14 protein-coding genes are annotated in these 12995 nt (G+C 25.0%); all 14 read left to right on the top strand.

Going from position 1 to position 12995, the window contains the following annotated elements; all coding sequences use genetic code 11:
* Positions 1-146 precede the first annotated feature (146 nt).
* The 14 genes from TEGL_RS15565 (at position 147) to TEGL_RS15500 (ending at position 12984) form a co-directional block, all read left to right on the top strand.
* Positions 147-1022, top strand: coding sequence for a DegV family protein (locus TEGL_RS15565; RefSeq protein WP_018591384.1), 876 nt, complete (start codon positions 147-149; stop codon positions 1020-1022).
* Between the two features lie 125 nt (positions 1023-1147).
* Positions 1148-1678, top strand: coding sequence for a hypothetical protein (locus TEGL_RS15560; protein WP_018591383.1), 531 nt, complete (start codon positions 1148-1150; stop codon positions 1676-1678).
* Between the two features lie 176 nt (positions 1679-1854).
* Positions 1855-2610 carry an acyl-[acyl-carrier-protein] thioesterase gene (locus TEGL_RS15555; protein ID WP_018591382.1) on the top strand — a complete coding sequence of 252 codons (756 nt, stop codon included), beginning with the start codon at positions 1855-1857 and terminating at the stop codon, positions 2608-2610.
* Positions 2611-2621: 11 nt separating this feature from the next.
* On the top strand, positions 2622-3059 hold the full coding sequence (locus TEGL_RS15550; RefSeq protein WP_018591381.1) for a MarR family winged helix-turn-helix transcriptional regulator: 438 nt from the start codon (positions 2622-2624) through the stop codon (positions 3057-3059).
* A gap of 22 nt (positions 3060-3081) precedes the next feature.
* Positions 3082-3927: a DegV family protein gene (locus tag TEGL_RS15545; RefSeq protein ID WP_018591380.1), complete on the top strand. Its 846-nt coding sequence runs from the start codon at positions 3082-3084 to the stop codon at positions 3925-3927.
* 102 nt (positions 3928-4029) lie between these two features.
* A complete protein-coding gene (locus TEGL_RS15540; RefSeq protein ID WP_018591379.1) occupies positions 4030-4545 on the top strand; it encodes a hypothetical protein in 516 nt (171 codons plus the stop codon).
* Between the two features lie 123 nt (positions 4546-4668).
* On the top strand, positions 4669-5460 hold the full coding sequence (locus tag TEGL_RS15535; protein WP_018591378.1) for a DUF3298 and DUF4163 domain-containing protein: 792 nt from the start codon (positions 4669-4671) through the stop codon (positions 5458-5460).
* Between the two features lie 80 nt (positions 5461-5540).
* Positions 5541-5906, top strand: a complete 366-nt coding sequence (locus TEGL_RS15530) for a BlaI/MecI/CopY family transcriptional regulator (protein ID WP_018591377.1) — start codon at positions 5541-5543, stop codon at positions 5904-5906.
* A 14-nt stretch (positions 5907-5920) separates the two neighbouring features.
* Positions 5921-8089, top strand: a complete 2169-nt coding sequence (locus TEGL_RS15525; RefSeq protein ID WP_018591376.1) for a M56 family metallopeptidase — start codon at positions 5921-5923, stop codon at positions 8087-8089.
* A 31-nt stretch (positions 8090-8120) separates the two neighbouring features.
* Positions 8121-8498 carry a hypothetical protein gene (locus TEGL_RS15520; protein WP_018591375.1) on the top strand — a complete coding sequence of 126 codons (378 nt, stop codon included), beginning with the start codon at positions 8121-8123 and terminating at the stop codon, positions 8496-8498.
* Between the two features lie 22 nt (positions 8499-8520).
* On the top strand, positions 8521-9012 hold the full coding sequence (locus tag TEGL_RS15515; protein ID WP_018591374.1) for a hypothetical protein: 492 nt from the start codon (positions 8521-8523) through the stop codon (positions 9010-9012).
* A 314-nt stretch (positions 9013-9326) separates the two neighbouring features.
* Positions 9327-11744 carry an FtsX-like permease family protein gene (locus TEGL_RS15510; RefSeq protein WP_018591373.1) on the top strand — a complete coding sequence of 806 codons (2418 nt, stop codon included), beginning with the start codon at positions 9327-9329 and terminating at the stop codon, positions 11742-11744.
* 2 nt (positions 11745-11746) lie between these two features.
* The gene (locus TEGL_RS15505; RefSeq protein WP_018591372.1) at positions 11747-12469 is read left to right on the top strand and encodes an ABC transporter ATP-binding protein; all 723 of its coding nucleotides are present in this window, start codon (positions 11747-11749) and stop codon (positions 12467-12469) included.
* Between the two features lie 188 nt (positions 12470-12657).
* Entirely contained in the window at positions 12658-12984 is a 327-nt protein-coding gene (locus TEGL_RS15500) for a PadR family transcriptional regulator (RefSeq protein WP_018591371.1), read from the top strand.
* Positions 12985-12995 lie beyond the last annotated feature (11 nt).

Below are 12995 nucleotides of genomic sequence, written 5' to 3'. Positions count from 1 at the left end.
TTAATATGATTATTTATAAAAAAGTAGAGGTGTGAGCCTCTATTTTTTTATAAGTATAATAATTGAAAATTGAATGAAAGACTACTATAATTACAATATAATTAGAAATCATACATACTTTATTTATGAAAAAGGGGGAAAAATATATGACACAGTATGAAATATTTACGGATGCTACTAGTGATTTACCGTTAGAAGTAATAGATTCTCTTGGAATTAAAATTATTCCCATGGATTTTGAAATGAATGGAAAAGTATATTCTCATTATCCTGATGAAAGAGAGTTAGACAGTAAATTATTTTACAAGATGTCACAAGAAGGATTAATGTCAACAACAACTCAAATTACACCAGTAAGATTTATAAAATATTTTACTCCTACATTAAAAGAAGGAAAAGACATTCTTTATATTTGTTTTTCATCAGGCTTAAGTGGAACTTATGGGTCATCACAAATAGCTATATCAAACTTAAAAGAAGATTATCCTGATAGAAAGATAATGTCTGTTGATTCTTTATGTGCATCTTCAGGAGAAGGACTTCTAGTTTATTTAGCAGCTAAAGAAAAGTTAAAGGGCAAATCTATTGAAGAATTATATAATTGGGTTGAAGAAAATAAATTAAATATATGTCACTGGTATAAGGTAGATGACTTATTTCATCTAAAAAGAGGTGGAAGGATTAGTTCTGTGGCTGCTACATTTGGAACAGCTTTAAATATAAAACCCTTATTGAATATGGATAATGAAGGCAAGCTTCAACTAGTAGAAAAAATAAGAGGAACTAAAACTTGTGAGCATCATATGATTAATAAATTAAAAGATAATTATTTACATGGTAAATATGATACTATAATTATTTCTCATGCTGATTGCGAGCATGAGGCAATTTTATTAGAACAAATGTTAAAAAAAGAGTGCGAAGTTGGCGAAATTATACATTCAAAGATAGGACCTGTAATAGGAGCTCATAGTGGAAAAGGTACACTGTTGATTAATTTTTATGGAAAACAAAGAGAATAATTAATATTATAGAATTGTTAAAATAATGGATATTATGATAACAATTCTTTTTTTATCACAAAATAACCATTCATGTAATATTATGAAGATAGGGGAAGATTTAAACCTTTGAGGTGGTGATATCTATGAAATTTTGTAGATTACAAGCTTTAATTGAAGAGTTATTAATGGATTGGGATAAATTAAATTTAGCAGCAAAACTCTTAGTTTATCTTGGATTTTTTTTAGTACTATCTACAATATTTATAGCTATTTGTGATGCAAAGGATATAGATTTATATAACAGAATTGAAGTTATATTTAGGACTTCTCTTGCTTCAGTATTTGGATTTATACTAAGTTCTAATACGAAAAGAAAAGAAGATAAAAATAAAAATAGTTATGTGGAAAAAATGACTATTAGTATAGATAAAGAAAAGGCTATTACTGAAGAATGTAAGGTGAAAAAAGAAACAATTAAGTACTATTATGGTGATGGAAATTCTGTACAAATTGTTGTAGCATTATTAATAACATTAATCGCCGCATTGGTAATATTAAGTATTTATGCTTTTGATATTACTAAAGATGTAGTAATAATAGCACAATTTAGAGATTTAATGTGTACTTCTATAGGTTTTTTACTTGGTGAAGCAAAAATAAAATCTAAGAGTTAATAATAGATAATTATGAAGCTATAGTAAAGATTTAAGTTCTTTACTATGGCTTTTTATTGAAATAACTCTGACAATCATTGACATATCAACTAATTATGATTAAAATAATTGACATATCAACTAATTATATAAAAGATAAATAAAATTATTTATATAACAGGAAGAAGGTATAAGATATGGAAAAAGTATTTACTAAAGAATATGAAGTTACATATAGGGATACAGATGCAAGGGGAGAATGTTTTTTAACTTCTTACATGAATTTTATGGCAGATTGTGGTTTAAGCCAAGATGAAAAGCATGGCTTTGTTATAGCAGATATGGTAAAGGAAAATCATACATGGATGCTGGTAGATTATGAGATAACAATTTACAAATATGTTAAATATAAGGAAAAGCTTATGGCAACAACTTATGTTGAAGGTATGAATAAGTTCTATGCAGTTAGACATTTTAAAATATATGATGAAAGTAATAATTTAATTATTAAAGGAAAGACCTTGGTAATATTAGTTGATTCCGAAAAAAGAAGACCGTTGTCCATACCAGACGAACATTATATGGCGTATGGTGTTAAGGAAAAGAACTCTATCATAGGAAGAAATAAATTGAAACTTTCAAAATGCCAAAATATTGATTATAAAAAAGAATTTAATGTTAGGTATTCTGATATAGATTTAAATTTACATGTTGGAAATGTTACATATTTAGGATGGATATTAGAAACTATACCTTTTGATGTTATGACTAATTATAAAATTTATTCAGTTAAAATTAAATACAAAAAAGAATTAACTTATGGAGACAAAGTAAGTGTACAGACTGAGATAAAACATAATGATGATAAAGTTAGTGCCTATCATGAAATAATCAATGATAGTGAAGAAGTAGTAGCTCTTTTAGAAACTCACTGGTATAAAATAAGTAATTAAGGATATTAAATATGAACAAAAGAAATAAAGAAATGAGAAAATGTATCTCAGTTTTATATAGACAATTTCAGACTTATATAAATAATAATGCTAAAGACTTAGGAATAGGTGCATCAGAATATATTTTTTTAATGGAAATGTATGAAAATAATAATATGAGTCAAGAAGAACTTTCAAGAACTTTAATAGTTGATAAGGCAGCTACAGCAAGAGCTATTAAATCATTAGAAGAAAAAGAATATATTTTTAGAATAAAAGATGAAAATGACAAAAGAACAAACAGAATAAAATTGACAAAAAAGGGTATACAAGTACAGGAAAGATTAATGAATTTGCTTGAACAGTGGAATAGTTATATAACAAAGGATATAGATTCTGAAACATTAAATATAGTATATAAGACTATAAAACAGATGTCTATTAAAGCAATAGAGAGAAATAAGATATAATAAAGACAGGAGAATAGGCACAATGAGTGATTTTAAAATAATATGTGATAGTTTAGCTGATATTCCAGAAAATTTAGTTAAACAATATGATATAGAAGTAATTCCTTTAACAATAATAATCAACGATATTGAATATAAAGATGGTCAAAATCTTACAAATGAAGAATTTTATAAGCTTATAAAAGAATGTAATGAAATACCTAAAACATCTCAAGCTACTTATATTCAATTTGCAGAGATATTTAAAAAATATTTAGATCAAGGAAAAAAGATATTATATATTAGTGGTTCATCTAAGGTTACTGGTACATATCAATCAGCTATGATTACAAAAAATGATTTACAAGGAGAAATACATATATTTGATAGCTTAAACTTATCTTATGGTTGTGGGGCCCAAGTTGTTACAGCTTGTGAAATGAATGAAGAAGGTAAATCAATAGAAGATATAATAAAAAAGCTAGAAGAAATAAGGGATAATATATTGGTATTATTTGCAGTTGATAACTTAGATTATCTAAAAAAGGGAGGAAGGTTATCAGCATCAAAGGCTGTAATAGGAAGTATGCTGAGTATAAAACCAATACTACAAATGCAAGATGGATTTATAGTTAATATAGACCAAGCTAGAGGTCATAAAAAAGTTATATCAAAATTGATAAGTATAACAAAAGAGCATTTTAAAAATGATACTGAAGAAAAGAGAATAGGCATTGCTCATGGAGATAATGAAGTTGAATTTGAAAAATTAAAAGAGGCAATTAATAGTGAATTAAATTTTACTAAAATGACAGAAACTAAAATAGGTCCAAGTATAGGATCTCATACTGGAGCAGGAACAATAGGACTTTGTATGTGGAATAAATAATAAAAATGCACCTTAATCGAATGATTTAGGTGCATTTTTATGCATATATTTAATTTTATTAAATAGTATTCACTAAGAAGAGGTGATAAGGGAGGGAGACTTTTGGGTGGCAGAATACAAGCTTTAAAATCTGAATTAAAACATGATTGGGATGAACTTAATTTAGCTGCTAAATCATTAGTTATTATTGGAGCTATGCAACTTGGGATAATTATTTATTTTTCAGTAATAGATGTAGTGTCATTGCAAATATCAAAAAATATTGAAGTTATATTTAGGTCTTCATTGGCATCTATTTTTGGTTTTATACTAAGTTCTAATACAAAGAATAATAATAAAAAAAATATGCATAAGAAGTCTTTAACAAGAAAGGAAGATAATGAACATAAGTATGAATATAAAGAAGTCTGTGAAAGAATAAGAGATTATGACTATGGAAATGGAAACTCTGTTCAAATATTTATAGCACTTATCACTACATTAGTATCAGCAGTTGTGATACTAGTTATATATAAAAATAATATTCCTACAGATACTGCTATACTATCTCAATTTAGGGATTTTATGTGTACATCTATAGGTTTTTTACTTGGTGAATCAAAAATAAGGTCTGATTAATAGAGATGAAAATAAGTTTATTTATGAGAAAAATGTGAATTTTAAATCTTACTAAATTCACATTTTTTTTTTTATTATTTGCAAATAATAAATTTATATAAAAATATAAGGAGATGTATTAATATGACTAATTTAAAAAGAATATCATTTTTAGTTTTAATTATTATGTTTTTTAGTACAAGTATTTCAGCAGGGCAGGAGTATTTCCCGTTAATTTCTAGAAAGGATAGAGATGAAATAAACTATTTATATAATATACAACTAAAAAAAATTGAAGAAGAAAGTGAGTTTTTTGAGGCACATTTAGATTATCCTTATTTTCAAATAAAAGAAAAATATGAGGATAAGAAGAAAGAAAACATAAAATCAATAAACAAAATTAATAACGCTATATATAACTATATAGTTAGTTTTAAAGATAATATAAAAAAACAATCTGAAGAGTATAAAAAAGAATATGAAATTAGTAATAAAGAGTCATCTTTACCTAAGTTTATATACGAAGCTTATAGCCAATATGATATGACTTACAATAAAAATAACCTGGTTAGCATACCAATTTTAACTTATGAGTTTACAGGTGGAGCACATGGAATGTCTGTACTAAAATCTTTTAATTATAATTTAAAAAGCGGAGAAGAGCTAAAGCTAAAAAATATTTTTAAAGATAATGTAAACTATAAAAGTATTATAAATACTTATATAAAAAAAGAAATTAAAAAAAATAAGGATTTATATTTTACAGGTAAAGAAGGATTTAAAGGTATAGATGAAAATCAAGGATTTTATTTAGAAAATGATAAATTAGTAATTTATTTTCAATTGTATGAAATAGCACCTTACTACGTAGGTATTCCAAAATTTAAAATTCCCATTAATGAAATAGAAGGAAAACTTAACGATTTGTATTTTTAAAAAAAGGTTGACATTCTTGGATTACACTTGTAAGATTTAATTAAAGATTACAAGTGTAAGTTTTAAAAGGAGGTTAATCAATGAAACAGAATATTTCTGAATCTGAGCTAGAAGTAATGAAAGTATTATGGAAATATAAAGAGGCAACAAGTGCTGAAATTATAGAAAATTTAAAAGATAAAAGTGAGTGGAAACCAAAAACTATACAAACTCTTATAACAAGGCTTGTATCAAAGGATTTTGTAAATGTGGATAAGAGCAATAAAAAATCTTATATTTACAGTGCTAGCATAAGCGAGGAAGAGTATAAAAATTATGCAAGCAAGTCTTTCTTAGAAAAACTTTATAGTGGATCAATAAATAAAATGGTTCTTAGTTTTGTAAAAGACAAGAAGTTATCTAAAGCAGAAATTGAAGAGTTAAAAGATATATTAAGGGATGAATAGAAAAGAGGTAGAGTATGTGCAATATATGGGGGTACATATTAAACGCTACTATTTATGGTAGTATAACGGGAGTAGTAATATTACTAATAAAAAACTTACTGAAAAATAGAATTAATAAAAAATATGCTTATTTATTATGGATGATATTAATTATTAAGCTAGCATTTCCATTTGGGCCAGAAAGTAGTTTAAGTTTATTTAATAAAATACCTGTAAAAATAAACAGTCAAGTTGATAGAAATACTGTTAACATGCCTAATATTAGTGAAGGCATAAATTATACTGTTGGTGAAAATTATGAAAGTGGTTCAAGTGAAAATTTGGCTCATGAAAATGTTACTAATAGTTCAAGTTCTTCAACTATTAATGTGGAAAGTGAAAAAAGTATTTTTAAAAGTATAATACCAATTATTTGGATAAGTGGTTTAATTCTAACTTTAACTACTTACATTATAATTTATTTGCATTTTATAAAAAATATTAGAAAAAAAGAAAATTATAAATGTGATTATTTAGAAAATATTTTGAAAGAATGTAAGGAAAAATTACATATAAAAAGAAAAATTAATCTTGTAGTTGATGATATGATAAATTCACCGTCTTTAGTTGGAGCATTTAAAACTAGAATTATTATACCAAGCAATTTAGTTGATTTGAGTATAGAAGAATTACAACATATATTTTTACATGAATTATGCCACTTCAAAAGTAAAGATACTTATGTTGATAATATATTGGTTGTTTTGCAGTGTATTCATTGGTTTAACCCTTTAGTTTGGTATTTATTTAAACATGTGAGAAATGATATGGAGATGGCTTGTGATGAAAGGGTCTTATCAGTTTTAAATGAAAAAGAGCATAATAAGTACGGTCTTACTATGCTTACTGTATTAGAAAAAGTTAATAGAAACAAAAGATTAATTATAGGTTTAAATATGACAGATGATAAAAAAACTATAAAAAAGAGAGTTGAGTTAATTAAAAACTCAAAATATTTTACAAGGAGAAAAAGGATATTTGCTGTAACAGGAATAACTTGTTTATTTGTTTTATGTGGAGTTCTTCTTACTAATGGCAAGGTTATAAATAAAGAGGATAATACTGTGCTATTAGCTACAGAAAAAGCTGACTTACAGGATTTAAATCAAGCGATATCAAAAGCTATAGTAGATAATTATATAAAAGACTGGAATGGTGTAGATTTCAGTGGAGAATTAAATGTGGAAAGTCATGTAATATTAGGAAAGAAGGAGAATGATGATTCCGTTGAAGTTTATGTTATGGCAACTTATGGGCATTATAGCTTTGAAAACGACATATTTAGTATGACAAGTGCAAGTTATAATATACCGATAAGAATAAAATTTTCTAAGGTAAAAGAAGGCCAATTTTTAACAACAAAAGCCGGATATTATTATTTAGAAAGTGAAGAGGCAAATGATGGGGAAGATTACAAAGATTCTGTACTTAAAATGTTTCCTAAAAAAGAAGCGCATGAAGCCTTAAATGGTAATTACACAGATAAATTATTAAATGATGTTAACAATCAAGCACAATCCTATGTAAAAAGTATAGGAAGAGAATGTAAAGTAACAACTGAATATGTTGAAAAAGAATACATAGATGAGCTAGCCATGGCAAATAGAGCTGATATGGAAGGATTATGGAATTATCCAGAGTGGATAGGTACTAAAGAAGAGTTGGTAGATAAAAAAAGATATATTTATGAAACTCAGTATGATAAGTCTTCAAAAATTCTAACTTTTATTAAATATAATGAAGATAAAGAAGAATTGGAGCGTATGCAATATAAAATCAGTGGAAAGAGACTCGAAAAAATAGATGGTGAAAATCTTCAACTATATTCTGGTGATATGGTTCCAGTATTTATAGATAATGAAGATTTTAAGATTACAGTAAAAAATATATCTATAATTAACAATAATGCGGAGTATGGGTTATATATAGAAAACAAGAGTAATAAGACAATGGAAATAAGTTTAGATAAAATTCATATAGGAGATTTAGCTAAGATAGTTGAATTTAAAACTAAATTAAAAGCTAAAGAAAATAAATATTCTAATTTGAAAATAAAGGATATATCTAAATTAGAATATTTGAATGATAAAATATATGGAGAATTTCTAGCTAATTCTAAAGAATATTATTTTATATTTAAATAGATTAATTACAAGACAAATGGGGGAAATACATATGGATATGGAAAATAAAAATCAACTTAGTACTATGTCTAAGGCAGTTTTAATAGTATATGCTTTATACTCATATATTTTTGGAAACTTTGTAATTCTTAATGTGAATGATGAAACTTTAGCAGGAAGTGTTACATTTGGTTTTAATAATACTTTTATAGGTTTAATTATTTCAGCCTCAATATCATTTTTATTGTTATACTTTTGTTTTAAAGGCAAAAAACTGGCGATTACTCTTATATTTGTAGGATCTGCATTAAATGTGATTTTTGCTTTAATGATGATAGAAACTAGCAATTTCTCTCTTTACAATGTGATAGTAATAATAGATATAGTTATTTCTGCATTAGTTGTTTATTTACTAAGACCAATATCATAAAATTGAGAGGAAGAACTGGTTAATGAGAAATAAAAAAACTAAAAAGTTTTTAATTATAGTATTTATAATAATATGTACTTTTTTAGCTTTTAAATTAAAAAGTAAAGATATAAAATTAAGTAATAACACAAAAAAGCTTGAAATAAATCTAAAAAGTAATTTGAATAAAGAGAATAGTGTATGTAAAGACTTGTTTGATTTTGACTATGACAAAGTTTATGTGTTTCAACCATATCTATCTAAACGTGAAATGGAAAAGGAAATAGGATTTAAATATAATAAACTTAGAGAAACAGTGAACGAAGGTATGATGAATATTCTATTTGTAAAAGATAATGCTCCAATAGTTTATTTATATGGATATCCAACTGATTTAGGATATTATATAGATATACCTATAGGTGAATACACTAAGTTGAATTTAGATAAAGTAAAATACAAAATAAAAGAAATAGATGATGATAATTCTTCTGGAGAGGAACAAATTTATAAAGAATATACAATTAATATATAAATTATGATGATTTATATAAATATGCATAAATAAAAATTAAAATAAACATATAGATAAAAAGTGGAATATCTAATGAAAAAAGAGTGTGGATGAATTTATATAAGAATAAATATATCTATGCTCTTTTTTTATTGAAATATAAAGACTTTTATAAATTTAAATTTTATTATAAAAAAAATGTTTTAATAAACTATCTAACTTTACTTTTAACATATTATTCCATATTATTGAATTAGACAGCATTAAATTAGTAAATATATAAAGCTAAATAATTTAACAAAAATATTAAAATTTATTAAAAAGGGTAGGAAATTATGAAGAAAAAAATTTTGTTTAATGTGTTAATTTTTTGTGGCATTTTTTTATGGGTAATTCCATCCATGATATTTTATGAAGTGGATAAAAGGGTAGTATTATTTTATTTTGGATTTCACTTAATAGTATCTTTTTTATATTTAATACATTTTATCTATGTATATAAAGATAAAAAAAATGTAACATATGAGAATGTATTAATATATTTATCTATAGTGGGAGAGATAATAGTTCATGTCGCTACGTATGCATTTTTATTTATTTTGGGTCAACAAAATAGTGTAGAAATAATACCTATAGTATTGTTTATTAGATTAATAATTGCTTTAGGTATTCTTGTTTTTCGTCAATTGAGTTACGAAGATGCAGATATAGACAAAAAAATAAAGGAACAAAAAAGATTAAATAAAGAGTCTAATAATAAAAAAATAAAGAAGAAAAAGAATAATAAATGGATTTATAAAATTTTATTACAGGATTTTAAAGCCAATATTAAAAATTATATAGTTTTCATAATAAGTGCAGTATTGACAGTCACATATATTTATGGTTTTCTAGGAAACCTTTTTATTGTACATGATATGCAGCAAACTAGTATTGCATATATTACTGAAGGAATTACATCAGTTGTAATAAATGCATTATTTATTATTTCAATTGTAACAATATTAATTCAATTTTATTCACTTAAAAACTATATACAAAACAGAATGTATGATTTTAAAACCCTATTGATATTAGGTATGAAAAAACAAGAAATATATAAATGTATGAGATATTTATTAATTGTAAGTTTATTAATTTCTTATGTAATAGGTGCTGTTTTAGGTAATGGAATGATCTTTGTTTTTAGAAAAGTATATGAATTTTATTTGGAAAATCCTAATATACCAAGTGTAGATTTAATTCTTGTTACAGAGTTATCATTTATAGGATGTGTAGTAATTTTAGGATTTATTATGGCAATAGTTCAAGATTTAGCTATTGAGGGTAGTATTACTAATATTTCATCTTCAGATATGGAAGAAAAACTTCCAAAATATAAAAAGGTAATACTTATATTGCCAGTATTACTTATAATATTATTTGAATTTTATTCAAATCCTCATTGGGCTGAATCAAAATATATAATTTATCCTTGGATAATAATATTTGTAATGTTAGTTTATTATGGAGCAGGTTATATTCTTAATAAAATAAAAAATAAAAAATATTATTTGAAAAATATTTTACCTCTAAATCTTGCACTTTATAAATCTAGAACCTATTTAAAAAATTCTTTAACATTATATACATTACTTTTTGTAATGTTTTTCACAAGTATTTTTCAAATAGCTACTTTATTTCCTTTAGAAACTAAAGAACTTTATCCTTATGATTATGTATGTTTAGGATATGAAAAAGATAAAAATGATTTAGAAAATATTAGTAATAAATTTAATGTAAATAGTGATCTTTATCCTGTAGTAAGAGTTACTGTACCAGGAGGAGAAGATGGAGGATATGGAGATTTATTTAAAACAATACCTATAGGTCACCATCTTGGTATTTCTCAAAGCACCTACGAAAAGATAAGTGGAAAAAAATTAAATTTAAAAGATAAAGAAATTTATATTTTATATCAAGAAGATAAATCAAATAAAGCTCATCCGCTAGATTTTTATGCTATAAGATCTAAGCCATTAATTAAAATAGGTGAGGCGGAACTATATAATCCAGGATTAAGAAAGATTATATTTAGCAATGATTATAAGGTAGTTGGTGAAAAAAGAGAAATACTATTTGGAAGATTTACAAATGTAATGTATGAAAATATAGTGATTTTCTCCGATGATTATTTTAATAATAAACATAATACTAGTGATGGCATCAAGTATTTAATGACAGTTAATAGTAATGCAAGTAATGATAAATCATTAGAAAGTTATATGAGTAATTATGGAAAAACTCATAAAGAAAAAAGTGATCTTGATAGCAATGTGAAGCATCTTTATAACTCCAAAGATTTAAATGATGGTTTTCAAGGGGAAAAAATATTTAAATTAATTATTAATATATCAATACTATTAACATTTGTAATTGCAAGTATAATAATTATTTTTGTACATGCTTTTGGTAATATATCTTATTATAAAAATCGTTATCAATTGCTTAGTTATTTAGGAGAAAAGAAAAAGAAGTCCAACTCTATAATAATAAGAGAAATAACATCATTTGCTTTTTTACCATGTATATTAGCAATAGTAACTTCTTTAATATTTGTTATAATCACAGTTTATATGCGTGGATTTACTTATTCAGAAATAATATCAAGTGGGAAAATTTATATAAGTATTATGTTAGTTTTTCTAGTTATATATAGTATATCAACTTTTATTATATCTCATTTTTTAATTAGAAATATTGGAGGGAAATAGCTATGGAAATTATGAAAGTAGTTGACTTAAAAAAATCTTTTGGAAGTGTTGATGTATTAAGAGGATTAAACTTCCAAATAGAAGAAGGCGAAAGAATTGCAATTATGGGAAACTCTGGATGTGGGAAAACCACATTATTAAAAATATTAGGTCTTATAGATTCTTCTACATGTGGAGAGGTTTATTATAAAGGTAAGGAAAGTAAAAACTTATGTAGTGATGAAATTTCAGAAATTAGATTAAATGACATAGGATTTGTATTTCAAGAATTTCGATTATTAGATAGTTTAACTGTTCAAGAAAATATCATGCTTCCTATGATAATAAATAAAGAGGAAGAAGAAATTATGTTTGAGAAATGTAATTATTATGCTAAAAAAGTTGGTATAGAACATCTATTAAGTAAAAAGCCATCTAATATTTCAGGTGGTGAAAAGCAAAGGACAGCAATTTGTAGAGCTTTAATAAATGATCCAAGTATTATTTATGCGGATGAGCCTACAGGAAACTTAGACTCAAAAACAGGTAAAACTATAATAGATATTTTGATAAATACAAATGTTGAGCTTAAAAAAACTCTAATAATGGTAACACATGATCCAGTTATAGCTAGCTATTGTAATAGGGTAATATGGTTAAAAGATGGACTGATAGCTCATGAAATTAGAGGAAATAATAAAGATAAGTTATATGGTGAGATTATTGAAAAGATGAAAGAATTATAAAGTAAAAACATATTTTAATTGATTAGACTAGAGAAAACTCTCTAGTCTTTTATATTGCAGATAAATGGTAAAATAATATTCGGAATATGTTGACCTACGACATATATCGTGGTACGATATAAATAAGCTAAATATATCGTATGACGATATATCGTTATGCAACACAATAAAGGAAGGGATGATGATGGATGACAAAGAAGTATGAACCTTTAACAGAAAGCTATTACTATATTTTGCTTTGTTTATATAAAGGACCTAATCATGGTTATGGAATAATGCAAGATGCTATGAAATTTTCAAATAATAGGGTGAAAATAGGGTCGGGAACAATGTATACTGCAGTAAGTAAAATGATAAAAAAAGGATGGATAAGAGATAGTATAACAGTAGATGACAGTGATGATAGAAGAAGAACATATGAAATAACAAAAGAGGGAATTGATATATTATATGGTGAAATAAAAAGGCTTAAAGAGCTACTGAATAGTGCAAAATTGATAGAAGACAATATATAAAAAGAGGGGGA

The sequence above is a fragment of the Terrisporobacter glycolicus ATCC 14880 = DSM 1288 genome, assembly GCF_036812735.1.
Taxonomy (GTDB): Bacteria; Bacillota; Clostridia; order Peptostreptococcales; family Peptostreptococcaceae; genus Terrisporobacter; species Terrisporobacter glycolicus.
The sequence above is the reverse complement of the archived record's forward strand: the minus strand, read 5'-3'. Positions and strand labels throughout refer to the sequence as shown.

Coding starts and splice junctions, on each gene's coding strand:
- TEGL_RS15550 (WP_018591381.1), top strand. CDS start 2,622: ATGAACAAAAGAAATAAAGAAATGAGAAAATGTATCTCAGTTTTATAT.
- TEGL_RS15535 (WP_018591378.1), top strand. CDS start 4,669: ATGACTAATTTAAAAAGAATATCATTTTTAGTTTTAATTATTATGTTT.
- TEGL_RS15545 (WP_018591380.1), top strand. CDS start 3,082: ATGAGTGATTTTAAAATAATATGTGATAGTTTAGCTGATATTCCAGAA.
- TEGL_RS15515 (WP_018591374.1), top strand. CDS start 8,521: ATGAGAAATAAAAAAACTAAAAAGTTTTTAATTATAGTATTTATAATA.
- TEGL_RS15500 (WP_018591371.1), top strand. CDS start 12,658: ATGACAAAGAAGTATGAACCTTTAACAGAAAGCTATTACTATATTTTG.
- TEGL_RS15505 (WP_018591372.1), top strand. CDS start 11,747: ATGGAAATTATGAAAGTAGTTGACTTAAAAAAATCTTTTGGAAGTGTT.
- TEGL_RS15530 (WP_018591377.1), top strand. CDS start 5,541: ATGAAACAGAATATTTCTGAATCTGAGCTAGAAGTAATGAAAGTATTA.
- TEGL_RS15510 (WP_018591373.1), top strand. CDS start 9,327: ATGAAGAAAAAAATTTTGTTTAATGTGTTAATTTTTTGTGGCATTTTT.
- TEGL_RS15555 (WP_018591382.1), top strand. CDS start 1,855: ATGGAAAAAGTATTTACTAAAGAATATGAAGTTACATATAGGGATACA.
- TEGL_RS15565 (WP_018591384.1), top strand. CDS start 147: ATGACACAGTATGAAATATTTACGGATGCTACTAGTGATTTACCGTTA.
- TEGL_RS15525 (WP_018591376.1), top strand. CDS start 5,921: ATGTGCAATATATGGGGGTACATATTAAACGCTACTATTTATGGTAGT.
- TEGL_RS15560 (WP_018591383.1), top strand. CDS start 1,148: ATGAAATTTTGTAGATTACAAGCTTTAATTGAAGAGTTATTAATGGAT.
- TEGL_RS15520 (WP_018591375.1), top strand. CDS start 8,121: ATGGATATGGAAAATAAAAATCAACTTAGTACTATGTCTAAGGCAGTT.